General features: G+C 58.2%; 22 protein-coding genes and 1 riboswitch. Of the genes, 2 read left to right on the top strand and 20 right to left on the bottom strand.

All coding sequences use genetic code 11. From position 1 onward, the window contains the following. Nucleotides 1–30 precede the first annotated feature (30 nt). From atzF to AACY26_RS13800, 13 genes are all read right to left on the bottom strand, one after another. Nucleotides 31–1,833 (bottom strand): allophanate hydrolase, encoded by a 1,803-nt coding sequence (gene atzF, locus AACY26_RS13860; RefSeq protein ID WP_339514973.1) that lies wholly within the window; start codon nucleotides 1,831–1,833, stop codon nucleotides 31–33. A 57-nt stretch (nucleotides 1,834–1,890) separates the two neighbouring features. Then, entirely contained in the window at nucleotides 1,891–5,514 is a 3,624-nt protein-coding gene (gene uca, locus AACY26_RS13855; protein ID WP_339514971.1) for an urea carboxylase, read from the bottom strand. Between the two features lie 198 nt (nucleotides 5,515–5,712). Next, nucleotides 5,713–6,363 carry an urea amidolyase associated protein UAAP2 gene (locus tag AACY26_RS13850; RefSeq protein WP_339514969.1) on the bottom strand — a complete coding sequence of 217 codons (651 nt, stop codon included), beginning with the start codon at nucleotides 6,361–6,363 and terminating at the stop codon, nucleotides 5,713–5,715. 10 nt (nucleotides 6,364–6,373) lie between these two features. Further along, complete coding sequence (locus tag AACY26_RS13845; RefSeq protein WP_339514967.1) at nucleotides 6,374–7,102, bottom strand: urea amidolyase associated protein UAAP1; 729 nt, start codon at nucleotides 7,100–7,102, stop codon at nucleotides 6,374–6,376. A gap of 10 nt (nucleotides 7,103–7,112) precedes the next feature. After that, nucleotides 7,113–7,922 (bottom strand): ABC transporter ATP-binding protein, encoded by an 810-nt coding sequence (locus AACY26_RS13840; RefSeq protein WP_339514965.1) that lies wholly within the window; start codon nucleotides 7,920–7,922, stop codon nucleotides 7,113–7,115. Continuing rightward, nucleotides 7,919–8,734 carry an ABC transporter permease gene (locus AACY26_RS13835; protein ID WP_339514963.1) on the bottom strand — a complete coding sequence of 272 codons (816 nt, stop codon included), beginning with the start codon at nucleotides 8,732–8,734 and terminating at the stop codon, nucleotides 7,919–7,921. The genes AACY26_RS13840 and AACY26_RS13835 overlap by 4 nt, the downstream gene beginning before the upstream one ends. Before the next feature lie 70 nt (nucleotides 8,735–8,804). Continuing rightward, nucleotides 8,805–9,872 (bottom strand): putative urea ABC transporter substrate-binding protein, encoded by a 1,068-nt coding sequence (locus tag AACY26_RS13830; RefSeq protein ID WP_339514961.1) that lies wholly within the window; start codon nucleotides 9,870–9,872, stop codon nucleotides 8,805–8,807. Between the two features lie 63 nt (nucleotides 9,873–9,935). Next, a riboswitch (guanidine-I (ykkC/yxkD leader) is annotated at nucleotides 9,936–10,041 on the bottom strand. A gap of 194 nt (nucleotides 10,042–10,235) precedes the next feature. Further along, nucleotides 10,236–10,874: a potassium channel family protein gene (locus AACY26_RS13825; RefSeq protein ID WP_339514959.1), complete on the bottom strand. Its 639-nt coding sequence runs from the start codon at nucleotides 10,872–10,874 to the stop codon at nucleotides 10,236–10,238. 106 nt (nucleotides 10,875–10,980) lie between these two features. Further along, nucleotides 10,981–11,865 carry a 3-hydroxyisobutyrate dehydrogenase gene (gene mmsB, locus AACY26_RS13820; protein WP_339514957.1) on the bottom strand — a complete coding sequence of 295 codons (885 nt, stop codon included), beginning with the start codon at nucleotides 11,863–11,865 and terminating at the stop codon, nucleotides 10,981–10,983. Nucleotides 11,866–11,896: 31 nt separating this feature from the next. Then, nucleotides 11,897–13,000 carry an enoyl-CoA hydratase/isomerase family protein gene (locus AACY26_RS13815; protein ID WP_339514955.1) on the bottom strand — a complete coding sequence of 368 codons (1,104 nt, stop codon included), beginning with the start codon at nucleotides 12,998–13,000 and terminating at the stop codon, nucleotides 11,897–11,899. A 48-nt stretch (nucleotides 13,001–13,048) separates the two neighbouring features. Beyond that, on the bottom strand, nucleotides 13,049–13,867 hold the full coding sequence (locus AACY26_RS13810; RefSeq protein WP_339514953.1) for an enoyl-CoA hydratase: 819 nt from the start codon (nucleotides 13,865–13,867) through the stop codon (nucleotides 13,049–13,051). 30 nt (nucleotides 13,868–13,897) lie between these two features. Continuing rightward, a complete protein-coding gene (locus AACY26_RS13805) occupies nucleotides 13,898–15,061 on the bottom strand; it encodes an isobutyryl-CoA dehydrogenase (protein ID WP_339514951.1) in 1,164 nt (387 codons plus the stop codon). A 79-nt stretch (nucleotides 15,062–15,140) separates the two neighbouring features. Further along, complete coding sequence (locus AACY26_RS13800) at nucleotides 15,141–16,634, bottom strand: CoA-acylating methylmalonate-semialdehyde dehydrogenase (RefSeq protein ID WP_339514949.1); 1,494 nt, start codon at nucleotides 16,632–16,634, stop codon at nucleotides 15,141–15,143. Between the two features lie 176 nt (nucleotides 16,635–16,810). Here AACY26_RS13800 and AACY26_RS13795 point away from each other — a divergent pair, with 176 nt between their 5' ends. Then, nucleotides 16,811–17,692 (top strand): AraC family transcriptional regulator, encoded by an 882-nt coding sequence (locus AACY26_RS13795; RefSeq protein WP_339514947.1) that lies wholly within the window; start codon nucleotides 16,811–16,813, stop codon nucleotides 17,690–17,692. Between the two features lie 10 nt (nucleotides 17,693–17,702). Here AACY26_RS13795 and AACY26_RS13790 read toward each other — a convergent pair whose 3' ends face one another. Then, nucleotides 17,703–18,161, bottom strand: a complete 459-nt coding sequence (locus AACY26_RS13790; RefSeq protein ID WP_339514945.1) for a PaaI family thioesterase — start codon at nucleotides 18,159–18,161, stop codon at nucleotides 17,703–17,705. Nucleotides 18,162–18,343: 182 nt separating this feature from the next. Between AACY26_RS13790 and ung the strand changes: the two genes are divergently transcribed. Beyond that, entirely contained in the window at nucleotides 18,344–19,051 is a 708-nt protein-coding gene (gene ung, locus AACY26_RS13785; RefSeq protein ID WP_339514943.1) for a uracil-DNA glycosylase, read from the top strand. Nucleotides 19,052–19,065: 14 nt separating this feature from the next. Here the strand turns inward: ung and AACY26_RS13780 are convergent, their stop codons facing one another. The 6 genes from AACY26_RS13780 to AACY26_RS13755 all read right to left on the bottom strand — a co-directional run bounded on the left by AACY26_RS13780 (nucleotide 19,066) and on the right by AACY26_RS13755 (nucleotide 25,430). Further along, on the bottom strand, nucleotides 19,066–19,926 hold the full coding sequence (locus AACY26_RS13780; RefSeq protein WP_339514941.1) for a DUF6279 family lipoprotein: 861 nt from the start codon (nucleotides 19,924–19,926) through the stop codon (nucleotides 19,066–19,068). Between the two features lie 152 nt (nucleotides 19,927–20,078). Then, nucleotides 20,079–21,110, bottom strand: a complete 1,032-nt coding sequence (locus AACY26_RS13775; RefSeq protein WP_339514939.1) for an AbrB family transcriptional regulator — start codon at nucleotides 21,108–21,110, stop codon at nucleotides 20,079–20,081. Continuing rightward, the gene (locus tag AACY26_RS13770) at nucleotides 21,103–22,608 is read right to left on the bottom strand and encodes a tripartite tricarboxylate transporter permease (RefSeq protein WP_339514937.1); all 1,506 of its coding nucleotides are present in this window, start codon (nucleotides 22,606–22,608) and stop codon (nucleotides 21,103–21,105) included. The genes AACY26_RS13775 and AACY26_RS13770 overlap by 8 nt, the downstream gene beginning before the upstream one ends. A 1-nt stretch (nucleotide 22,609) precedes the next feature. Next, complete coding sequence (locus AACY26_RS13765) at nucleotides 22,610–23,053, bottom strand: tripartite tricarboxylate transporter TctB family protein (RefSeq protein ID WP_339514935.1); 444 nt, start codon at nucleotides 23,051–23,053, stop codon at nucleotides 22,610–22,612. 104 nt (nucleotides 23,054–23,157) lie between these two features. Then, nucleotides 23,158–24,135 (bottom strand): Bug family tripartite tricarboxylate transporter substrate binding protein, encoded by a 978-nt coding sequence (locus AACY26_RS13760; protein WP_339514933.1) that lies wholly within the window; start codon nucleotides 24,133–24,135, stop codon nucleotides 23,158–23,160. A gap of 29 nt (nucleotides 24,136–24,164) precedes the next feature. Then, nucleotides 24,165–25,430, bottom strand: coding sequence for an OprD family porin (locus tag AACY26_RS13755; RefSeq protein ID WP_339514931.1), 1,266 nt, complete (start codon nucleotides 25,428–25,430; stop codon nucleotides 24,165–24,167). Between the last annotated feature and the right edge of the window lie 36 nt (nucleotides 25,431–25,466).

Here is a 25,466-nt window from a genome sequence, read left to right as displayed (position 1 = left end):
TTGTTTGCCAATCACGCACAGCGCCACCGCTTAGGCTTTGGTTTGCATATAGGCGCGCCAGCCGCCGAGTTCGGTAATGTTCTGCGCCCCTTCGATGCCTTGCTGCTCGCAGATGAAGCCCACTTCCCAGCGACCATCCGCCAGCTGTACTTTGCCCAGTCCGAGCGGTGCCGGAATACCGCACAGAAATGAGCCCAGTTCACTGCTTGGCAATTCCCAGACTTCAACTTCGATTGCCGCGCCCCCTTCGGCAACCCGCACCATGCCCGGGCGAAATGGCGGGCCGCCCGCTAGCGCATAGAGTTGATAGTCAGGCGAGCTGTGGGTTGCCTCAAGCAGCCTGGCGCCGCGCTTGAGCAGTTGCCAATTCAGCGGGCAGCCTTGCAAGTGCGCGCCGCACACCACAACGCGGGCCAGGTCATTGCCTGCCGGATTGGCGGGCAGGCTGCAGTCTGCCGGGCGATCGCCGCTCAGCGGCAAGCTGTGCTGGTGCTGCAAGGCATTGGCGATGCTGAGCAGGTATTGATCGGTAAACACGCGGCCGAACAGGGTCACACCCCAAGGCAAGCCATTGTCCATAAAGCCTGCTGGCACGGCGACTGCCGCATAGTCGAGCATGTTCATGAAGTTGGTGTAGTAGCCAAGGTCCGAGTTGCGTGCCACCGGCTCGGCATGCAGTTCAGCCAATGTCACCGGGCGCGGATACGCAGGCGTCAGGACGCAGTCAACGCTGTCCATGATCGGCTGACAGATCGCCTTGAGTGCCTGCAAGCGATACTGCGAGCGAAAGGCATCGACTGCCGTGGTGCCCGGCGCTTTAGCCAGTACGGCATGGATCACCGGCAAGACAGCCTCCGGTTGCGCTTCGATCAGCTCACCGGCGACGCTGTAGCGCTCTGCTACCCAGGGGCCTTCATAGAGCAGGCGTGCGGCTTCCAGAAAGGGCGAGAAGTCGATTTCGACCGCTTCACCACCCAGTGCCTTGAGCTGCTCAACGGTGGCTGAAAATAGGGCTGGGCTTTCGCTACAGCCCAGGAACTCAAGCTGCTTGGGCACGCCAAAACGGAAGGGGCGAGGAGTCCCGAAGGCATTGGCTGCGTTCCACATGGGGTTGGCACGGCTGTATTCGTCGCGAGGGTCCAGCTCAGCGGTCAGGGCCAGTAACTGGCTGGCTTCTGCTGCTGTTGCGGTAAAAAAGGTTACGCAGTCCAGCGTGCGACAGGCGGGCACGACGCCGGCAGTGGAGATCAAACCCTTGCTGGCTTTGAGGCCGACAAGGTTATTCAGTGCTGCCGGGACCCGGCCAGAGCCTGCGGTGTCGGTGCCCAAGGCAAAACTGGCGAGGCCCAGGGCGACAGCCAGTGATGAGCCAGCGCTGGAGCCGCCAGATGGGTAATCCGGGTGCACACTGTTGCGGCATTCGCCATAGGGCGAGCGTGTGCCGTTGAGGCCGGTGGCAAATTGATCGAGGTTGGTTTTGCCCATGGGCACTGCGCCCAGGGCAATTAACTGCTCGACCACAGTGGCGCTTTGGGTTGGGGTGTAGGCAAAGGCCGGGCATGCAGCGGTGGTGGCAATGTCCGCCAGATCGATATTGTCCTTGATCGCAAAGGGCACACCGTACAGCGGTAACTCATCTGGAGAGCGGTCATCCAGCGCGGCAAGATAAGGTTCTTGTTCGGCGTCAGTTAACAAGTGGATAAACAGGTTGAACTCAGGATTGAGTGCTCCAGCCTGCTCGCGCAAGGCAGTGATGACCTGGCGCGGCGTGAGTGCCAGGCTTGCATAAGCATCGCGTAAGGCGCTGAGGCGTAAATCGAATTGATGTTTCATTGTCAGGATTCCCATGCTGAGTGAGCCTGCCGGATACGGCCTTTGGCGGCTCAATGACTACTGTTCGAGCACCGCCACGCGCTGGCCTGCACGAATTGCAGACCCCGGCTGTACGCTGATGCTCTTGATGATGCCGTCGTGCGGGGCGAGCAATGGGATCTCCATCTTCATCGATTCGAGAATCACCAGTACATCGCCAGCGTTGACGCGACTGCCCTCGCTGACCTGAACCTGCCAAAGATTGCCGGCGATATGGCTTTCGATCGCGTGCTGCCCAACGCTTAAAGGCGCGTCTTCGAGCTGTTCTGGCGCTGCTTCTTCGCTGTCAAAATGGGCTTGGCCGCTGTCGATCCAGCGCTGGCGCTCGGCGTCAAAGGCGTTGCGTTGTTGACGGCGAAATGCAGCGATCTCGTCGGCTTCGCTAGCCAGGAATTGCTGATAGTCAGCCAGTGACAATTGGCTGTGTTCGATGCGTAAGTCAAAGCGCCCGAGCGGGAAGTCGCGGCGGATTTTCAGCAGCTCTTCAGGGCTGACCGGGTAGAAGCGAATCTGGTCGAAGAACCTTAGCAACCAGGGCTTACCGGCGAATGCAGCCACTTCGCGATAACGATTCCACATCTGCAGTGTGCGCCCCACAAACTGATAGCCGCCCGGGCCTTCCATGCCGTACACGCACATATAGGCCCCGCCGATGCCCACTGAGTTTTCTGCGGTCCAGGTGCGCGCCGGGTTGTACTTGGTGGTGACCAAACGGTGACGCGGGTCGAGCGGTGTGGCCACCGGTGCGCCGAGATAAACGTCGCCAAGGCCCATGACCAGATAGCTGGCTTCAAATACCGTGCGATATACCTCGTCAAGGTTTTCGAGGTCGTTGATACGACGGATGAATTCCAGGTTGCTTGGGCACCAGGGCGCATCCTTGCGCACCGTGGTCATGTATTTTTCGATTGCCAGTTGGCAGGCCGGGTCATCCCAGGACAGCGGCAAATGGACAATGCGCGAAGGCACCGTCAGGTTTTGGCTGGCGCAAACGGCGTCCCATTCACCTGCAATAATCGCCAGCAAAGCGTCCAGGCTCAGCGTCTCTGGTTGATAGTGAACTTGCAGCGAACGAATGCCAGGCGTCAGGTCGATTACGCCCGCAAGTGCTTTGCTCTCCAGTGCCTGCATCAGGGCGTGGGCGCGAAAGCGCAAGACCAGATCCAGCTCAGGCGCACCGATCTCCAACAGCAAGTGGGTGTCTCCGGAAAGCCGTGCAACCAGCCGGGTATCGTCTTGGCCCAGATCAAGCACAATCGGCGAGGTCAGTGAGACAGGGTTGGCAGGCGTTTCCCAGTTGCTCAAGGATGCGGCGTAGGTTTGCGCGCTCAATGCGTCGAGTTCACTGAGGCGTGACTGTGCCAAGGCTCGGGCGGTATTGATGTCGACGGCGCTGAAACGGACCTTGTCGCCAGCCTTGAGCTGACCGAGTTGCCACAGATCGGCTTCGATAATGGTCACCGGGCAAACAAAGCCACCCAGGCTCGGGCCGTCGGGGCCGAGGATTACCGGCATGTCGCCAGTGAAATCGACCGCGCCTACGGCGTAGGGATTGTCATGAATATTCGACGGATGCAACCCCGCTTCTCCGCCGCTGTCACGGACCCATTGCGGTTTCGGGCCGATCAGGCGCACGCCGGTGCGGCTGGAGTTGAAGTGAACCTCCCAGGCGGTGTTGAAAAAGGTGTTGATGTAGTCTTCGCTGAAATATTCCGGTGCGCCATGGGGGCCATAAATCACCCGGAGTTCGCGCACGGCAGGCAGTTCGCAGCACAGTGCCGCGGGCAGGCTGGCGCCGCTGTCGGGATGAGTCAGTTTGGCGAGGTGCAATACATCGCCTGCACGTAAGGCCCGGCCACCGTGGCCGCCGAACTGGCCGAGGGTGAAGGTGCTTTTGCTGCCCAGGTAGTCGGGTACTTCGATGCCGCCGCGCAGGCACAGGTAACTGCGTGCGCCACTGCCATTGATGCTGCCAATGCTCAAGACGCTGCCAGCATTGATTTTTATGGCCGTGTGCAGTGGCTGCTCAACCCCGTCGAGTTGCAGAGCGATGGCCGCGCCGGTGACGGCAATCACCGCGTCTGTGTTGAAACGCAGGCTTGGCCCGCTCATGGTGATTTCCAGTGCCGCCGCGCCCTGTGGATTGCCCAGCAAACGGTTGCCAAGACGCAGCGCGCGATCATCCATTGGTCCGGATGGTGGGACGCCAACCGCCCAGTAGCCGAGCCGGCCGGGATAATCCTGCACGCTGGTTTGGGTGCCCGCACTGAGCACCTCAATGGTTTCAGCTTGATAGCGCAAGCCTTCGAGGCAGCGCGTCCAGGGTTGGCCCTCGGCAAAGGGGCCGTAGGCCAGGATCTGACGCAGATAATCGCGGTTGTTTTCCACTCCATAGAGTGTTGTATCGCCCAGTGCATTCGCCAGTTGGATGCGTGCGGTTTCTCGCTCGGGCGCCCAGCAAATCAGCTTGGCGATCATCGGATCGAAATAGGCGGGGATTTCACAGCCAGCTTCAACCCAGGTGTCGATGCGTAGCGCCTTGCCATCGGCCTCGGGAAAATTAACCGTCGTCAGTAAACCGGGGCTCGGCTGAAAGTCGCGCCCCGGGTCCTCGGCATAGACACGCGCCTGGATGGCATGGCCGTTTGGCTTGAGTTGCGCTTGCAGTTGCGCCAGCGGCGCCAGTTCACCGGCGGCTAATTCGATCATCCAACTGACCAGATCGACACCCCAGACCTGTTCGGTGACGCCGTGCTCGACTTGTAGCCGGGTGTTGACTTCGAGAAAGTAAAAGCGCTCGGCCTGGCTGTCGTAAACAAACTCCACGGTGCCGGCGCTGCGGTAATTGATTGCCTTGGCCAGCTTGATCGCGGCCGCGCACAGCTCAAGGTCCATGCCGTTCGGCAGGTTGGGCGCTGGGGTTTCTTCGATGACTTTCTGGTTGCGCCGTTGCACCGAGCAATCGCGCACGCCGAGGGCGAGCACTTCACCGAGGCCGTCACCGAAGATTTGCACTTCAAGATGGCGTGCATGCTCGATGTATTTTTCGATAAATACACCGGCATCGCTAAAGTTGTTCTGGCCCAGGCGCTTGACTGTTTCAAAGGCGTCCGCAAGTTCCTCGGCATCACGGCAAACACGCATGCCAATGCCGCCGCCACCGGCCGTACTTTTGAGCATCACCGGGTAGCCGACGCTTGCTCCAGCGCTCAGCGCCGCGTCGAGATTTTCCAGCAAGCCGGTGCCTTCGAGCATTGGTACGCCCTGCGCTTTGGCCAGGGCACGGGCGGTGTGCTTAAGGCCGAAGATGCGCAGCTGTTCGGGCGTTGGTCCGACAAAGGCGATACCAGCGGCTTCGCAAGCCTCAGCAAATGCGGCATTTTCGGAGAGAAAACCATAGCCGGGATGAATCGCCGTGGCCCCCGACTCGCGGGCAATCGCAAGGATTCTCTGCACCTGCAAGTAGGTGTCGGCGGCGGGACCCTCGCCGAGGCTGAATGCTTGATCAGCCTTTTGAATATGCAGGCTGGCGGCGTCGGCTTCGGCATACACCGCAACCCCTTGGACGCCGAGGTCGCGCAGGGTGCGCAGAATGCGGCAGGCAATGGCGCCACGGTTGGCGATTAATAGTTTGTTGAACATCTTGCGTCCCTCGAAAGGGCAGCGGGTCGTCCCGCTGTGAGTGAGCTGCGCCACGGTCGTCCGCGACTGAATGTTGGGTGTGGCTCTATTAGTCGTGCTGTTGCGGCTTTGTCGCCGCAGGCTTTTCAGGCGGCTGCAAGCACTGTCCTGAACGGCTTTGGCAAAGGCTGAACAGCCATTGGCGCAGCCGTGCGTTGATCAGTCCCATATCAATACCTCGGCAGGTGTCGGGTTATAGCCGTTACAGGGGTTGTTGAGCTGCGGGCAGTTGGAGATCAGTACGATGATGTCCATCTCGGCGCGTAACTCGACGTATTTTCCAGCTGCGGAAATGCCGTCTTCGAAGGTCAAGCCACCTTGTGGCGTGACCGGCACGTTCATGAAGAAGTTGATGTTGGCGCTGATGTCGGCTTTATTCAGGCGCCCGTCGTGCAGGCTGGCGCGCAGGAAGTTGTCGCGGCAGCTGTGCATGTAGCGCTTGTCCAGGGCGTAGCGCACGGTGTTGCTTTCTTGTGCGCAAGCGCCACCGAGGGTGTCGTGGCGGCCACAGGTGTCGGCGGTGATGGTCAGCATGGGCTGGCCGAGGTTGGAGTAGAGCACGGTGCCGGTGGTCAGGTAGACGCGGTTCTGTTTGCGCAGTGTGCGTTGCACGTCATAGCGCTCACGCGGATTGCGCGCGCTGTAGAACAAGGTATCGACCGCTTGATTGCCTTCAAGGTCGAGCAAGCGCAGGGTTTGTCCAGCCTTGACTTCGGTCATGAATGGCTCGCCAGCGCCAATCTGCGCACGAAAGACGGCGGCTTCAGGATGATTGTTGCCCTGTATCAGGCTGTTCGGATGTTCAGACATGGGCCGCTCCTCAGATATAAAGGCGTTCGGTGTTGTGGAAGGCGCGTGCGTTTTCTTCGCGCGAGGTGCGGCACAGCACGCTGATACCGTCGCTTTCGACCTTGTGCCAGCTCAGTTGCAGCGGTTTGGGTGCGTAGTTTGGGTTGGGGTCCATGGGGTGTTGCAGCGCGGTGAGCACGACCAAGGTGTCCATCGGTGCATAGAGTTCGATGTAGTCACCGGCTTGCGAGTTATCCGGTTCAAACTTGAAGCAGCCATCGCGGTCAACGCTGACCCGGCTGAACAGGTTGAGGCACATCAACAGGTCTTGCAGGTTGAGATTCCACTTGCCCATCTCAACCAGCAAGTTATCCACACCATTGCGGTAGAAGCCGTTGCGCAAGGCTTGATAGCTGCCTTCGCCGTATTTCTCGGCCACTTCCTGGGCATTGAGCACACCGCCAAAACTGTCGTGCCAGCCGCAGGTGTCAGCGGTGATGGCGGCCAGTACCCGGCCCATGTCCGAGTAAAGGCAATGGCCGCTGGTGAGCTTGGCGGTGTGCTGGCCTTTGAGCGTATCGGGCAGGCTCAAGCGTTCGCTTTTCTCATGGGCATTGAGCAACAACAGGCTGGCATTGGCATTGCCTTCGAGGTCGGTGATACGCAGCAGTTGGCCACGCTTGAGCACAAAGGAGGTGTGGCCACCACCGGGGACAAGCTCTTCGTACAGGGTCGGGCGAAAGGTTAATGAGGCAGTCATCAAAAACTCCTTAGACAGCAGGTTGCAGGCGAGCGGCAACATGCGCAGGTAGCTCATCGAACGTAGCGCGGCTGGCGCGACGTTGGTGGTTGAGGGGGATGTCGTAGGTAATGCGTGCGCCAAAGGCATTGGGTGCATGCGGGTCGATACGAGTCTTGTCGAACACCAGCAGGCGGGTGCCCAGGCTGAACCCTTCCGAGAGGTCGTGGGTGACCATGAATACGGTGAGTTTGATCTCGTTCCACAGCTCCAGCAGCAGGGCATGCATGTCTTTGCGGATGCCTGGGTCCAGCGCACCGAAGGGCTCATCGAGCAGCAAGACGCGGGGCTTCATGATCAAGGCTTGAGCAATGGCCAGGCGCTGTTGCATGCCACCTGAGAGCTGACTTGGGTATTTATCCAGCGCGTGGCCCAAGCCGACCTTGGTCAGCAGCTCGGCAGCCTGTTCGCGTGCTTCGCGCTTGGCATTGCCAAACAGCCGGCCGAGCAGGGGCGATTGCACTAACTCCAGGCCGATCGCCACGTTGTCCAGCACGCTCAGGTGGGCAAACACCGAGTAACGCTGGAAGACCACGCCGCGGCTTGCATCCGGCTCGCCCGCCAAGGGTTTGCCCGCAAGCAGGATTTGCCCTTTGCTTGGCCGCTCCTGGCCGAGCAGCAAGCGCAGGAAAGTTGATTTACCGCAGCCCGAGGCACCGACCAAGGTGCAGAACTCGCCTTCGCTGATCGACAGGTTTAGCCGCTCAAGCACGACTTGGTCGGCGTATTGCTGCCAGACGTTGTTCACTTCAATAAAACTGTTGTGCTGGGCCTGGGTCATGCCTTGGCTCCTTCGTACCACGGGAATGCCAGCCGCGCGACTTGACGCAGCCCAAGGTCCATCAGCCATGCAAGCAAGGTGATCCAGATGACATAGGGCACGATCACATCCATGGCCAGGTAACGGCGTACCAGGAATATTCGATAACCGAGCCCATCGGTGCTGGCGATTGCTTCGGCGGCGATCAGAAACAGCCACGCCGAGCCCAGTACCAAGCGCAACGCAATCAGCAGGCGCGGCAGCAAATGTGGCAAGACCACACGCAGCATCAACGTCCAGGTATTGGCGCCCAGGGTTTGCGCCTTGATCAGCAATTCAGTGGGGATTTCACGGGCACGTTGTTCAAGGTCGCGGGCCAGCACCGGGGTGATGCCAATGACGATCAGCATCACTTTGGATAACTCGCCCAAGCCAAAGACGATGAACAGAATCGGCAGGATCGCCAGCGGTGGCACCATCGACAGCACCGTGAGCAACGGCGACAACGGTGCGCTCAGCAGCGGCAGGGTACCGGCGGCCATGCCCAGGCACAGGCCAACCACTGCGGCGATGCCAAGGCCCATGCCCAAGCGTTTGAGGCTCGATAAAGTATCCTGCCAGAACAGGTAATTGCCGCTGCGTTTGTCTTCGGTAAATGCCAGGCGATCAACCGCGGCCACCATTTGTGTGGCGCTGGGCAGCAGCTTGTCGTTGGCGTTTTCCGCCAGGCGATTGGCCGAGCCGACAAAATAGGCAAACAGCAGCAGTGCGAAAGGCAGCAACACCAGCATCAATCGACCGGCTCTGTCTGGGTGGCGGTTGATTAAGCGCATTAAGTCATCCCGTATCAGGTGACGCTTCTGCGGCTCGGCAGATCAGTGGCCGAACCGCAGTTGCGATGGGTTACAGGCTGTTATCTGCCGCCATTTGCATAAAGCTTGGGTCGAAGCGCATCTTGATATTGTTCTTGTCACCGGTGCTAACGCCCTTGGCGAAGCTCATGCCGACCGCTTCAGCCGATTGCGCACCTTCACCGAGCAAGCCATGGCTGAACGAGAACTCCGCCACTTTGCTCATTGTCGCGGGCAGTTTCGGGCTGTTGGCGAAGGCCACCGCGTCGCTGGCGTTGTAGAACATCTTGGTGGCGGCAAGCTGTGCTTCGTAGCCGGCCAAGTCAGTGCCTGAAGCCTTGGCCATGCTTTCGCGTGCGGCCTTGCCTTCAGCGGTGTCGGCGCTCATGGTGGCCATGACTTCATACCAGGCGCCGGTCAGTGCTTTGCCGAAGTCAGGGTTGTCTTTCAGGGTGTCGCTGTTGACCACCATCAAGTCGATGATCTCGCCAGGGATCTTGCTTGAGTCAAAGACTTTGGTGACGTTGGGCGTGGCTTCAATTTCGGCCAGCAATGGGTTCCAGGTGGTGACAGCCTGCACGTCATCGGTCTGGAAGGCCGCGACCATATCGGCGTCTGAGGTGTTGACTACCTTGAGGTCTTTCTCGCTGAGATCGGCGCGTTCAAGACCGCGTGCCAGCAAGTAGTGCGAAACCGACAATTCAACCAAGTTGACCGGCATGCCTTTGAGGTCCGCCAGGGTTTTGTTGGCTCCCTTGATCACCACGCCATCGTTGCCATTGGAGAAGTCGCCGATGACCAGTGCGGTGGAGTCCACGCCACCGGCGGCAGGAATAGTCAGCGCATCCATGTTGGTCATGGTGCAACCGTCAAACTGGCCTGCGGTGTATTGGTTGATGGATTCGACGTAATCGTTGATCTGCACCACATCAATATTGATGTCGTACTTCTTCGCCCATTTGTCGACGATGCCCTGTGCCTTGGCGTATTCCCAAGGCATCCAGCCGGCGTAGATGGTCCAGCACACACTGAAATTGTCTTTTTGGGCAGCGGGGGCATTGATGCTGATTGCGACCGCTAGACCAGCAACCAATAGGGAGAACAGACGGGGTGTACGCATGGGGAACCTCCAGTTCGAATTTGGGCGGGCAGGAGTTCGCGGCGGATCCTCAAATGAGGCGCGTTCTCCCGGGCTTTTATCCCGCCGTGTAACCTCACTGGAGGTCGCCAACTCTCGGACCAGCCGCTCATCGAACTATCGGTGAGCCGGAACCCTAGTCAGCCATTTGCAAATTGTCAGCCGCGTCCCCGTAGTGCTTGGCACTGGCGGGGTTGTCCTGCTTCAAACTAGTTAAAGCGAACATCGTGCCAGTTGAGACGAGGCTTCTAGAATGGGGGGTTGCGCAATGATGCCTGTGTCTTGAGTGACTTCCTGCATCGCAATGGTGCGTGTTTTGCTGTGGGTGCTGCGATGCAGGGCAACTTAGTCAAGCGGGTCTTTGTCGCTCATCAGTGTCAGGGTGCGAGCCACAGCGACGGCAATAAACATCACGCCTGTTACGGCCTCTGCGCCGGCTAACAAGCGTGCTCCGGGGGCTAATGCATGTATGTCGCCATAGCCCACTGTGGTCAGGGTGACCAGGCTGTAGTAAACGAAATCATGCAGTTCCAAGGGACTGTGCTCGCTCCAGAACGCATCGGGTACAAAGCTGTTGATGACGTGGAATGCAGCGGCAAAGGCCAATGCCAATTGTAGGTACAGGGCGAGCAGGCCGTAGAGCAGTTCTTGGGTGACCGGGCGCTGGTGAATCACCCGGTTGAACAGTGCGTAGACCACCAGTAAGTAGAAGGCGATCAGGCCAACGCCATCACTGAGCGGGCCGGGCATGACGATGTATTTATCCAGAAAGAACAAGCTCAGGTTCACTATGCCCAAGGCCAGCGCAATTCTCAGCAGTATGCCTTTGTGGCGCAGGGTGTTCATGGCGGAGAGTACTAACAGCGAAAAGGCCGTCCACTTCAAGACTAGACTTGGTGCAGGCCAGCCGCTGACGCAGGTGAGCAAGACGCTACTGGCAAACAACAGGCGAAATCGGTAGCGCAGCAAAAAAGCGTTGATCACTGAAAATATCCCTATGAAAGTCTGACTGAGCCAAATAGTCATACAGTATATAAGGATACTTGCAGACGAGCGCTGTTGCTCTGTCACAGCGCTCGTCTGATTGGACTTAATCGATAAACAGCTGCTGGATGACCGAGAAGTCCTGTTTGCCTTTGCCCTGCTTGAGCAGCATGCGGTAGAGCTGCAAGGCCAGAGCGCCCATTGGCGCACTGTTGCCAAAATGTTGCGCCGTTTCCTGGGCAAGGCCCAAGTCTTTGGCCATCAACTCAGCCATAAAGCCTCCACTGTAGCCTTTGCTGGCTGGGGCATTTTCCATGACGCCAGGCCAGGGGTTGTACTTCTCCAGCGTCCAGTTGCCGCCTGAACTCTGGCGCATGATCTCGGCTAGCGTTGCCGGATCCAGACCGTTGGCAACGCCCATGGCCATGGCTTCCGCTGTGGCGATCATCTGCACCGCCAAGACCTGGTTGTTGCACACCTTGGCCACTTGACCGGCTCCGTCGGGGCCTGCATGGAAAATATTCTTACCCATCAATTCGAAGATTGGTCGTGCTTGCTCAACATGCTCGGTTTTACCGCCAATCATGAATGTCAGCGTGCCCGCCGCCGCGCCGGCTGTGCCGCCTGAAACCGGGGCATCAAGCATAGGGATATTCCGTTCAGCGGCGACCTGGTGCACCTTGCGCGCAGACTCCGGGGCAATGGTGGAACATTCCAGTACCAAGGTTCCGGGTTGCAGGCTGTTAAATAGGCCCGACTCGCCCAGGTACAAGCCTTCAACATGACGACTGGCGGGCAGCATGCTGACGACAATTTCTGCGCCCAGCACGGCGTCATGGGCACTTTTGGCAGCCGTTGCCCCCTCACTGGCAAGCTCCGCAACCGAGGCTTCAACCAAGTCGAAGACGCGCAAGGCGTGCCCTGCGTGGAGCAGGTTGCGGGCCATTGGCAGGCCCATATTACCCAGACCGATAAAGGCGATAGTTGTCATTGTTATTTTCCTTATCTGTTAAGTGCGACGTCTAGAGGTCGGCCAATGGGTGCTCGCCTTGCCAGACCGGTTCAAAGTGCGCTGCGATGGTTTCAGTGTTGATGCTGGCGATATCCGGCCAGTGCCACTTCGGTGCTTGATCCTTATCGACCAGGCGAGCGCGCACCCCTTCAGGAAATTCCGGGTGGCGGCAGCAGTTCAAGCTCATGGCGTACTCCATGCGAAACACCTGGGCCAGTGACAGGTGTTTGGCGCGAGCAATTTGCTCCCAGACCAGATATGCCGTCAGTGGGCAGCCGCCCGCCAGGGTTTTGGCTGCGCGGGCAAGCAGCTTGTCGTCATCGTTCTGCAGCGCGGTCAAGGCGTTGTAGGCACTTGGCAAGTCGGCATGGTCGAGCAATTGGTCGATGCGCGAGCGGCGCGGTAGCCACTGCGCTTCAGGCATTTCAGCAATGGCTTGTTGCTCAAGAGCTTTGAGTAGGCTGTGCAATTGCATTTCGGGCTGGGTTTGCCAATTGAGCTGGACCAAGCCGTCGAGCAACGCGTCCTGCTGGCTGTCGAGCAGAAAGCGATCAGCCAGATCAAGGTCTAACGCATCACGTGCATTCATGCCGCTGGCGGTCAGACCAAAGAACAAACCGAGCGCGCCTGGCATTCGCGCAAGAAACCAACTGCCGCCAACATCAGGGTACAAACCAATGTTGATTTCAGGCATGCCCAAGCGACTCGAAGGCGTGACAATGCGCGTGCTGGCGCCTTGCATCAAGCCCATGCCGCCGCCCAGGACATGCCCGTGCGCCCAGCAGATAAAGGGTTTGGGAAAGGTATGAATGCGGTAATCGAGACGGTATTCATCAGCGAAGAAGCGTCGCGCCAAGGGCGGTACTTGGTTGGGATGGGCGCGGCACTCTTCAACCAGTTGCACTACATCACCGCCAGCGCAAAAGGCTTTGGGGCCATTACCGCGCAGCATGACGCAGGCGATTTGCGGGTCATCCGCCCAGGCGGCGAGTTTGCTGTCGAGTGCTTCAATCATCGGCAGCGTCAGCGCATTCAGGCTTTTCTCTGCATCAAGGGTAGCCACACCAATACTGACGCCGTGGAGGCAGGGAAACTCTTCAAAAATTACGTTCATCGGTTATCCATTCTGGTCTTCAGGGCGGGATCAGTTTCCAGTCACGCCTTAACGGTTACGCCACTGCGGCTCGCGTTTTTCGAGAAATGCATTAACCCCTTCGCGGGTGTCGTCAGCATCGAACAGGTCGACAAAGCGCTCGCGCTCCTCAGGCAGCCAGCTATTTGGGTTGCGTTCGCGTGCGCCTTGCAACAAAGGCTTGATGGTGCGCACGGCAACCGGGCTTTGACGGGCAACCTTGGATGCCAGGAGCAGGGCGTGATTACGAGCCTCACCGGCTTCAACCACTTGCTCGACCAAGCCGATACGCAACGCTGTGCTGGCATCAACCCGCTCACCGCAGAGGATCATGCGCTTGGCCCAGCCTTCACCGATCAACCAAGGCAACGCCTGAGTGCCGCCCGCGCAGGGCAGCAGGCCAACGGTTGCTTCTGGCAGCGCCATAAAGGCTTGCTGCTCGGCGATACGAATGTCGCAGGCCAGGGCGCACTCAAGGCCGCCACCCATGGCAAAGCCGTTAATGGCGGCAATCGACACGCCACGAAAATCACGCAAGGTTTCAAATGCTTGGCCAAACAAACGGGCCATTTCTCGGGCGCGGGCTTTGTCGCCATCGGCAAACAGCTTGAGATCGGCGCCTGCCGAGAAGAACTTGCCGCCTTGGCCGGTGATCACCAGTGCGTAGATGTCATCGTCACGGTTAAGGTGTTCAACCAGTTGCTTCAGGCCAATCAGGGATTCACGATCCCAGGTATTGGCGGGCGGATGGTTGATAGTGATCAAGGCGGTGTGAGCGTGCTTTTCGACCGTGAGCTTGTGGGTCAGGTCAAAGGCGCTTGGGTTGTAGGCTTCTATTGCGGTGGTCATAAAAACTCCTGATTAGGAACCTTGTTTGTTTTACAGCAGCCGATCGAGCATACCGTCTTGCTGCAAAAGTCGGCGGGCGATGATGACCCGCATGATTTCGTTAGTACCTTCGAGTATTTGATGCACACGGCTGTCGCGCACCCAGCGCTCCAGCGGATAGTCGTTTAAGTAACCATAGCCGCCATGAATTTGCAGCGCCTCGTTACACAGGGTGAAGCAATGGTCGGTGGCAAAGCGCTTGGCCATTGCACAATAGAGTCCGGCTTCGCTGTGCTGGGTATCCAGTTTGGCTGCGGCCATGCGCACCATTTGCCGGCTGGCGGTAAGGTCGGTGAGCATGTCTGCCAACTTGAACTGCACCGACTGGAAATCGCTAAGTTGCTGGCCAAATTGCTTGCGCTGTTCAACATAGCCGAGTGACTGTTCGAGCGCCGCCTGTGCGGCACCGAGCGAACAACTGGCAATGTTGATGCGCCCGCCATCGAGGCCTTTCATGGCATAGACAAAACCCTGGCCTTCGGGGCCGATGCGATTGCCTGCGGGTATGCGTACATTGGCGAAGGTGATGGTGCGGGTCGGTTGCGCGCACCAGCCCATTTTCAGCTCATTGCGCCCGTAGGTGATGCCGTCGGTATCGGCCGGGACCAAAAAACACGAGATGCCCTTGGCGCCTTCCGCACCCGTGCGCGCCATGACGATGAGCACTTCGGTGGCACCGGCGCCGGAGATAAAGCACTTGCTGCCATCAAGCACATAGGTGTCGCTGTCGAGTCTGGCGCGGGTGCGTAGATTGGCAGCATCAGAGCCTGCATCAGGCTCGGTCAAGCAATATGAAGCCAGTTTTTCACCGCTGATCAGGCCGGGTAGCCAGCGCTTTTTCAATGCCTGATCGGCGAAAGAGGCGAGCATCCAGGCGGCCATGTTATGAATGCTGATAAACGCGGTAGTGGCCACGCATCCCGCTGCCAGCTGTTCAAATATCAACGCCGATGACAGGCGTGAAAGACCAAGCCCGCCGTTGTCTTCATCAATGTACAACCCGAGAAAACCCTGATCCGCCGCGCGACGAATAACATCGACCGGGAAGTGGTGATCACGATCCCAGTCCGCGGCATGCGGGGCCAGTTCCTTGCGCGCGAATGCCTGTGCGCTGGCGACCAGCAAACGCTGTTCGTCACTTAACTCAAAATCCATAGCTCGTCCTTTTCGCAGCGTGAAAACATGCGGTTAAGGCGGGTGAATGTCCTGTTCAGGCTTAATCACCCGCTGCGAGTTATTTCAGTTGGATCGTCATGTTGTGGCTGGCCACTGAGTCTTCATCAAACCAGCGGCTGGTGACCGTCTTGGTTTCGGTGAAAAAACGCACGCCCTGTTTACCATATGCATGCAAGTCACCGTAGAACGAGCCTTTCCAGCCGGTAAAGGAGAAAAACGGCAGCGGCACCGGCACCGGGACATTAATCCCGACCTGGCCCACTTCAACGGCATGTTGGTAACGTCGCGCAGCGCCGCCGGAACGGGTGAAGATCGAAGTGCCATTGCCGTATGGACTGGCGTTGACCAGCTCTATGGCTGCTTCCAGCGTATCGACCTGCATGCACACCAGCACCGGGCCAAAGATTTCTTCGCGGTACAGCGCCATTTTCTGGGTTACGCCGCTGAATAATGTCGGTCCGACCCAGTTGCCGTTGGGGTAGCCTTCAACCTGGCATTGCGAGCCATCCAGCAAGCATTCAGCGCCTTCGGCTTTACCTTCGGCTATCAGCCGCAGGACCCGTTGCTTGGCTTGCTGGTTGATCAGAGGACCGTAAGCGGCAGAAGCATCATTCCAGTAACCGGGCTTGAGTTCGGCCATTTGCGCGCGTAATTCATCAATCCACTGTTTCGACTCGCCGACAAACACCGCCACGCTGATCGCCATGCAGCGCTGACCCGCCGCACCGCAGCTGGCGCCGACCAAATTGCTCAAGACCTGATCCTTGTTGGCGTCAGGCATGATCACCATATGGTTTTTCGCCCCGGCGAAGGCTTGCACACGCTTCAGGTGTGCGGTGCCGGTGCGATACACGTGCTGGCCAACCGGGACAGAGCCGACGAACGAGACGGCGCGAACATCCGGGTGGGTGAGCAGGCTGTCGACCACTTCGCGGGCGCCGTGCAGCACTTGCAGCACACCTTTGGGCGCACCCGCTTCGATAAACAGTTCAGCCAGGCGGTTGGGCGTCAGAGGGTCTTGCTCGGAAGGCTTGAGGATGAAGCTGTTGCCCGCAGCAATAGCCAGCGGGAACATCCACAGCGGAATCATCGCCGGAAAGTTGAATGGAGTAATGCCGACACAGACGCCCAGCGGCTGGATCCAGCTTGAGGTATCGATATCGCGGGCAACGTTCTCAGCGGTTTCGCCCATCATCAGGCTGGATATATTGGCGGCTTGTTCGACCACCTCGATCCCGCGCCAGACGTCACCTTTGGCATCGGCAAAGGTCTTGCCGGTTTCCTGCGCAAGAATTTCGGCAAGCTCATCGTGATGCTCTTTGAGCAGATGCTGATAACGCAGCATGACCCGCGCCCGTTCTGGCACCGGCACTTCACGCCAGGTCAGGAAGGCTGCCTTGGCGCTGGCGATTGCGGTTTCAATTTCTTCAGCGGTGGCTTTGGGCGCAAGCGCCAGCACCTCTTGGGTTGCAGGGTCAGTGACTTCGATAAATTCACTGCTGCGACTTTGCCGCCACTGGCCTTCGATCAACTGGGGAATGGTCTTGGACATTCTTGCCTCCGCTGAAGACCTCAACCTTGTGCGCGACTTTTGCGCCATGCTTGATTGGGTCTGATTGTTATTTTCAGCTTGTTATAGCGCTTGTGGTGACGCTTGTGGATTGACGATCTTGTCAGGTAGATGGACTATCTTGGCCTTACGCATTCGTTAGCAATGGACGATAGCCAATGAACAGCCAAGTCGAAACTTCCAGTTGGCCGCTACCCGCCAATGGCTTGCGCTTTATCACGCCGCCGCGCCTGCGCCGGGTCATGGCTCGAAATACACTGACCCAAGGCTGTTATCCCCTGGCCCTGGGTTTCTATCCCAATGCGCTCAATCACCGCATGCAGCGCTCGGCGCCGGATGACTATTTGTTGATCTACTGTCGCTCTGGCCAGGGTTGGCTTGAGACGGCTGATGGACGATTGGATGTGGCCGGTGGCGACTTGCTGCTTCTGCCCAAAGGCCAGCCCCATGCCTATGGCGCCGACAAATCCAGGCCATGGACCATCTACTGGATTCACTTTGACGGCGAGTTGGTTGGCGACTTTTTACGCCCGCTGGGCAAGGGGCCATTGTGGCGAATCGGTGTTCAACCCCGGGTGTTGGCGGAGCTGGATGCACTGTTCAACTTGCGCAAGCAGGGGTTGGGCCTGCGCCATTTTATCTATGCGGCGCATCAGCTTCAGGCGTTGCTGGCATCGCTTGCAGTGTTGCCGGCGCGAGTCAAGCTGAAGTCTGGCCGGGTGCTGGATGTCGATGCGGTGCAAGCGGTGATGCGCGCGCACCTGCATGGCAGCTTGAGTCTTGACGAGCTGGCCGCGCAGTTCAAGTTGTCCCGTTTTCACTTTGCCAAGACCTATCGGGCGCTGACCGGGCAAGCGCCGATTGAGGACTTCATCCAGCTGAAAATGGCTCACGCCTGTCGCTTGCTTGACGAGGGCGAGCAGGGCATTCGCCAGGTTGCCGAGCAACTGGGCTATGAGGATGTGTATTACTTCTCGCGCCTGTTTCGCAAAGTGGTCGGCATGGCGCCCAGTCATTACCGCGCGCTGCATCAGGGTTGATCTGTCCAGCCTAGACGCGGGCGATGGTGGCGAGGCCGGTGGCGACGATTTTTTGCTGGCCGTCGCGTACTGCAAAAACATCTGCACGCGTCACCACTTGGCGTTTACCGGCCTTGATCACATCGCTGCGGCAAATCAATTTCTCGCCCAGCGCCGGGGCGAGCATGTTGACCTTGTATTCGCTGGTCACTACGTCACCGACCATCGAAGCCGCCGCCCAGGCGCAGGCACTGTCGATCATAAAACCGATTACGGCGCCGTGGACGAAGCCATGGTGCTGACACAGTTCCTTGCGCGGAACTACCTCCATCTCGATCGAGCCCGCGCTGTAATGGGTCAGGCTAAAACCGATGAGCTGGGCAAAAGGCGATTTATCCAGCGCCTGTTCAAGTTGTTCACGGCTGAAATGAGGCTCGGCAGGCGGGGCTGACAGGTCTGATACGGCATCTGTCTCGGTTGAGCTGTTCATGGGCGTATCCTCGGCGATGGAGGTTCAGTCTTGGCAGCTTAGTGGCGGCTTACAAGCTGTATCCAAGGCTGTGATGCAGGCCAATCAATGGGTCTGTTACCATTTCGCTGCTTGGCGCGGCGCAACGACAGCAACTCCGGGCTGGGTCTTATTTTTTATTCTTGTTGGGCATCAAGACACCTATGAGCGCAAGTGATCGCATCAAACTTGAGGCAGGCTGGAAAGCGGCATTGAGTCATGAGTTTGACCAGCCATATATGAAGCAGCTGGGTGAGTTTTTGCGCGCCGAAAAAGCGGCAGGCAAAGAAATTTACCCGCCGGGACCGATGATTTTCAGCGCATTCAATTCGACGCCGCTGGATCAGGTCAAAGTGGTCATCATCGGTCAGGATCCCTACCACGGGCCGGGCCAGGCCCACGGCATGTGCTTCTCGGTGCAACCTGGCGTCGCCACGCCACCTTCCTTGCTCAATATCTATAAAGAGCTAAAACGCGACCTGAATATCGATATTGCCCAGCACGGTTACTTGCAGTCATGGGCCGAGCAGGGCGTGTTGTTGCTCAACACCTCACTCACGGTAGAGCGCGCCAATGCGGGCTCCCACGCCAAGAAAGGCTGGCAGTTCTTTACCGACAAGGTGATTGAAACGGTCAGCCGCCATCAGCAGCATGTGGTGTTTATGCTGTGGGGCGCCCATGCGCAGAGCAAAGAGAAGTTGATCGATAGCACCAAACACCTGATTTTGCGCTCGGTGCATCCTTCGCCTTTATCAGCCTATCGCGGCTTTATTGGCAACGGCCACTTCACCCGCGCCAATAAATTCCTCGAGCAGCACGAGTTGCAAGGGATCAACTGGAAGTTACCTTTAACGGTTGAAGCCTTGAGCTGAAGCGTTGCGGCAGATTACGGCGCCGCCGGAATACAGACTTGCTGTGTCAGTTGCGCTTGCAACGTGTTCAGCCGCTTGCTGATCTGCGCATGCTGTTGGTCAGTGGCCTGACCAACCAGATCGCTCAGCAAGTCGGCCAGTGCTGCCTGGGCTTTGGGATTGGCTTGCTTGTAGTCTTGGGTGTAGAAATCTTCACGGGACTCAATTAATGGTCGCAGGCGCGCCGCAAAGGCTTCTGTGTGACGGATTGCCAAGGCGCTGCGCAGTGCACTCTGCCAGGCTGAGCGGTTCTCCAGCCAGATACGATTTTGCTCGCCGAGGCTGGCTGACCAGCTGTCGATACGCTTTATCTGCGCAGCACTCAACTGACCAAGCCACGGTTCAAGGCGCTCTTGCATACGCGTGCTGCGCTCGCTGATCTGGGTGGCAAGCGGCGGATCGATAAACTCTTCTCGGTCTTCCTGATTTTGCTCCTTCAGGAACGCATACAAATGGGCTACCTGCTGGTCGGACAAGCCGCCAAGCAGTTGCGTGGCCGGAGATGTGATCTGCCGGGCAATGCGCTTGAAGGCAGTGTCGACCTGCTTGATTTGCAAGCTGATGGCTGCACTGCTGGGCGCGGGTTGCTCAAGTAGCAGCTGGCTTTGTTCCAGCCAACTGATGGCATTGGGCAATTCTGCGCTGCAATGCCAGTTCAACAGGGTCTGCAACTGGGGTTCGAGCTGATTTTTTTGCTCGGACGTGAGATTGAGGGCGTCGTCAATCTTCCACATCAACCACCAGTCCATGTGCTTGTACGAAAAGCCGACCATACTGCATGCGCTTAGGGTGATGCAGAGCAACGTTGCGCTGACCAGAGCTTTGAGTCGTATCATTTAACCTGCCTCTGTCTCGTACTGCCTCAGACACTATCTGACATCAAGCTTATGACAGCTTTACGGATCGACTGTGTTCCTGACATCTTCAGTAAAAAAGAACCCGCACATATGGCGGGTTAAACGTGGTCTTTGTTGTGTTTGGTGTTTGATCAAGTCTTTTGCCAAACCTTGAATAAAGGCTCAGCCAAGAACATCACCATAAACAAGCGCAGCACTTGCAGTGCGGTCACCAAGGCCACAGACAGTTGTAAGGCCTCAGCGGTGAGACAGAGTTCAGTAATACCGCCCGGCATCATGCCAAGCATCAACGAGGTTGGGTCTTGTTCGGCAATCAGGCCCAAGCCCTTGGCCAGCAATACTGCGGTGATCATCGCCAGCAAGGTGAACAGCAGGATGCGCAGCAAGAAGCCTGGAGCACTGCGGAAAAAGGCTCGATCAAAGTGACAGCCCAGTGCGCAGCCAATCAGCCATTGGCCTATTTGACCCATGCCCGGCGGGAGGCCGATGTGCAGGTCAAAGGTGCAGGCCGCAATGGCGCAAGCGGTGAGAGGGCCAAGCATCCAGGGGTTGGGTTGCTTGAGCTTGCCCCAGATAATGGCTAGCAGCGCACCGGCAGGCATCAGGATTGCCAGCCACATCCAATCAACAGGAGCTGGAGCAGGGCGCTCCATGGGGGGCAGGCTCCAGGTAAATATCGCAGGAACAATCAATACCACCAGCAATAAACGCATGCTGTGGGCTGCGGCAACGCGGGCGGTTTGGGCATTGTGCCGTTGGGCGAAATTCACCATCTCGCTGGCACCGCCCGGCATGCTGGAAAAAAACGCAGTGGCGCGATCAACCCCTGATCGGCGCAATACTGCAATGCCGATCACGCTCAGGAGCAAGGTGCCGAATGCACCGGCTAGGATGACTCCGAAATGATCATGCAGTTGCCCCATGACTTCACTGGTGAAGTGCAGGCCGATGGCGCTGGAGACTATCCATTGCCCGGCTTTGCGACCCGAAGGCACTTCGGTCACCAGCCAGCCACTGCAACGGGCAATGATGACCGCAAGCAGTGAGCCGATGATCCAAGGCAAAGGCCAGCCTACAAGGCTGGCCAAATAGCCACCGACCGCACCGATCAGTGGCGTCGCCCACCAGCTAGGCAGGCGCGCCAGGAAGGGCAGGTTAGGCATGCGCCATACGCATTTTACGCGCTCGCCACCAACGGAAACCCGGCAGCGAAAGCATCAACACCACCAGCGCCCAAAGGATCAGGGTGATTGGGCTGGACCAGAGGATGCCCAGGTCGCCCGCCGAGATGGACAAGGCGCGACGCAGGTTGTCTTCCATGAGTTCGCCCAGTACGAAGCCGAGAATCACCGCCGAGAGCGGGAAGTCGAGCTTGCGCAAGATGTAGCCGAACACACCGAGCAAAATCATCAGAACCAGGTCGAATGTGGTGCTGTGTACGGCATATACGCCGACCATGCTGATCACGGTGATCGCAGGCACCAGCACCCAGTTAGGTACGCTGAGCATGCGGGAGAACAGGCCAACCAGCGGGATGTTCATCACCAGCAGGATCACGTTGCCGATGAACAGCGAAGCGATCAGGCCCCAAACCACATCGGGTTGCTGTTCAAACAGCAGTGGGCCTGGCGTGATGTTGTACAGAGTCAGCGCGCCGATCATTACGGCAGTGGTGCCAGAGCCTGGAACACCCAGCGTCAGCATCGGGATCAGCGAGCCGCAAGCCGAAGCGTTGTTGGCGGCTTCTGGCGCGGCCAGACCACGCAGGTCACCTTCACCGAACTTACCGCTGTCACCCGCCATGCGCTTTTCAGTCATGTAGGTCATGGCGCTGGCAATGGTTGCACCGGCGCCAGGCAAGGTGCCGATGACAAAACCGGCGACGGCGCTACGCACCATGGTCCAGAAGGTGAAGCAGAACTCTTTGAAGTTGAACAACAGGCGGCCGCTGGCCTTGACCGCTTTTTGACCGTTGTGGGTTTTTTCCAGCATCAACAGCACTTCACTGACACTGAAGAAGCCGATCACCACGATGACGAACTGGATGCCGTCCGAGAGGCTGACGCTGCCGAAGGTAAAGCGGTAGACACCGGTGGTCGAGTCCACCCCAACGGTGGCAAGTGCCAGGCCAATCAGCGCGGCCATCAGGGTTTTTACCGGTTTGTCACCGACCATGCCGCCGAGGCAGGCAATGGCGAAAATCATCAGTACAAAGTATTCGGCAGGGCCAAACGCCACGGCCCATTTCGCCAATAGCGGCGCAAACAACACCACGCCGCAGGTGGCGATAATGCTGCCGATGAACGAACTGACCGCGGATAAAGACAGGGCAATACCAGCTTTACCCTGGCGCGCCAACGGATAGCCATCGAGGGTGGTCATTACCGCTGCAGCATCGCCCGGTACGTTGAGCAGAATGGCCGAAATACGACCGCCGTACTCGCAGCCCAGATACACCGCTGCCAGCAGGATCAGTGCTGTTTCCGGGGGTAAGCCCAGGGCGAATGCCAAGGGCAGCAACAACGCCACGCCGTTGATAGGGCCAAGGCCGGGCAGCAGGCCGACAATGGTGCCGACAAAGGCGCCGAACAGCGCGACCAACAGGTTTGCCGGGCGTGTGGCGACGTCGAAGCCCTGCAACAAATAAGTTAGCGTTTCCATCTCAATCCTCCACGAAGGCTTCTAGCACGCCGAGCGGCAGAGGCACGTCCAGCAAATAATCAAACAGCACGAACAGCAGAATACCCATCAATACGGCGCTGATCAGGCACGGCAGCGGGCGGCCGGTGAACAGCAGGCCAAGCAGGAAAACTGCAACGCTGGTACTTAAAACAAAACCCAGTGGTTCAAACATCAGGGCATAGGCCAGCAGTACGAGCACACACATGGCCGACCGTTTCACGGTTGGGATGTGCAGCTGTTGTTCCATCAGACCCGGCTTGATGACCAGCCACAACGAGCCAGCGCCCATCAGCCCCAGCAGCAGCAGCGGATACGCGCGCGGACCCACTGGGTCGTAGGCGAAGGGTGCCTGGAAACCCCAGGCGACGAAGGCGAGCCAGATGCACAGCAGCAACCAGATCGCAGAGAACAAGCGGACATACATGGCGGAAATCTCGTAAAAAATCGACGCTGACAGGCGTCTAGTGCGTGGGCGCAGTGCGCCCACGTCATTCAGGCTGGGTGAGCCCGGTTTTACTGGTCCTGGCTTTACTGGACCAGGCCGAATTCACCGGCAAGTTTCTTGTAGTCTTCAACTTGCTTGAAGACGAATGTCTTGAGTTCATCACCGGTCAGCGACAGGGGCAGCAGGTCGCGTTGCTCACGCAGCTTGGCGAAGTCTTCGCTGGCGAGCATGGTGTCGAACTGCTGTTTCCACCAGTTGTACTGCTCGTCGCTGACTTCAGGGCCTACGTAGAAGCCGCGAATAACCGGCCAGGTGATGTCGTAGCCTTGTTCTTTAGCCGTTGGGATATCTGCCAGTTTGCCCGGCAGGCGCTCATCGGACAGTACCGCGAGAATACGGATCTTCTTGGCTTCGATCTGCGGGGTGACTTCACCCAGGCCGCTGCTCGTCACCTGAACGTGGCCACCGAGCATGGCGGTAACGGTTTCGCCGCCGCCTTCAAAGGCCACATAGCGCAGGTTTTTCGGGTCGATACCAGCTGCGCGGGCGATCAGCGCGGTTTGCATCCAATCCTGGCCGCCGATGGTTGCACCGGCACCGAAGACTACGCTTGATGGGTCTTTTTTCAGGGCTTTGATCAGGTCGTCAAGGTTCTGGTAAGGCGAGTCTGCACGCACGGTGATCGCGCCGTAGTCAGTACCGACCGCCGCCAGCCAACGCACGGCTGACTCGTCATAACGACCGAACTTGCCTTGCGCCAAGTTCAGCAGCGAACCACTGGAAAAGGCCACGATGGTGCCTGGATCATCAGCACGCTGGGCGACAACGGCGTTGTAGGCAACGGCGCCAACACCGCCAGGCATATAGGTGACGCGCATGGGCTTTTTCAGCAGGCCGCCATCTTTCAGACCACTTTGTGCCAGCTTGCAGGTCAGGTCGAAACCACCGCCGGGCTTGGCCGGGGCGATACATTCAGGGCGCTTGGGGTCTGCGGCGAGCAGTTGACCGGCAAATGCCAGGCAGGCTGTGGCCAGGGCGATTCGGGTAAAGGCAGTTTTCATTGACTGTTCCTCTTGGGTTTTTATTGTGCTTACCAGACGGCTAATGAGTAGCCGATCACGATGCGGTTTTCATCGGCGTTGCGGGCAAAGTCTGAACGGAAAGAAGCGTTACGCAGCCGTACATACAAGTCTTTCATTGGGCCACTCTGGACCACGTACTTGAGCTCAATGTCGCGCTCCCACTCATCGCCCGTTTCGGTGCTGCCAGCGATTTGAGCATCACTACCGCTGATGTAGCGGGTCAGGAAGCTCAGGCCAGGCACGCCTATTGCGCTGAAGTCGAAGTCATAGCGCGCTTGCCACGAGCGTTCATCGGCATTGGCAAAATCGTTAATTTGCACAAAGTTGACCAGGAATGGATCAGTGCCGTCGACGTAGGCAAAGCCAGTGTCGCCACTCATGTCTTGATAGGCCAAGCTTAGCTTATGGCCACTGAGGCCATAGCTGACCATGCCGTTGAGGGCGCGGTTATCAACTTTGCCAGCGTTGGCGGCGCCGTGGTCATCGCTCAGCGAAAGACGCAGGTCTGCCGTAAAGGTGCCCGGTCCAATCGGTTGTGATGCTTTCAGGCCAAGGAAGTGTTGGCGATAGATGTCATCAAGTTCAGCGAAGTGATATCGACCGGTAATGCGGTCGGTAAACTGGTAGTCGGCGCCAGCCAGGGTCAAGTGATCAGCCGTTGCCGAGCTGGCAAAGCGACGGTTCTTGTTATTCAGCGCAAGGTCTTCGTTGTTACTGGAGTCACGATCCTTGACTTCATCGATGCGCCCGCCGGTGAAGGTCAGGTTGCTGATGTCTTTGGAGGTGATCAAGCCGCCTTCGAAGGTTTGCGGCAGGATACGACTGTCGTTGGTTTTAAGCGTAGGCAGTTCAGGCATCAAGGTGCCGACCTTCAATTCGGTCGCCGAAATCTTAACCTTGCCGGTCAGCCCCAGGTGCGAGTAATCATCCGCCGCGCGACCATCGTCATGGGTCGGCAACAGGCCGGTGCCGGTGCGGTCTGGGCTGGAATCAAGTTTCAGGCCGAGCAACCCCAATGCATCAACCCCGAAGCCGACTGTGCCTTCGGTGTAACCTGATTGAATATCGAAGATAAAACCCTGTGCCCATTCTTCGCGTTTGTTCTGGCCGGAGCCTTCACGGAAGTCGCGATTCAGATAAATATTGTTGGCAGTCAAGGTGCCGGAGCTGTCTTTAAAGAACTCGGCATGGGCAGTGGGGGCGAGCAATGCGGTGCTGACAGCTACGCTTAGCAGATTAATAGGCGTAAATGTCTTGCTTGATGCTGATGGCATCCTGTGGTCTCCGATGTTGTTGTTTTTGTAGCAGAT

The sequence above is a fragment of the Pseudomonas sp. RL_15y_Pfl2_60 genome, assembly GCF_963970595.1.
Classification (GTDB): domain Bacteria; phylum Pseudomonadota; class Gammaproteobacteria; order Pseudomonadales; family Pseudomonadaceae; genus Aquipseudomonas.
This window is presented reverse-complemented; position numbering and strand designations above follow the sequence as displayed.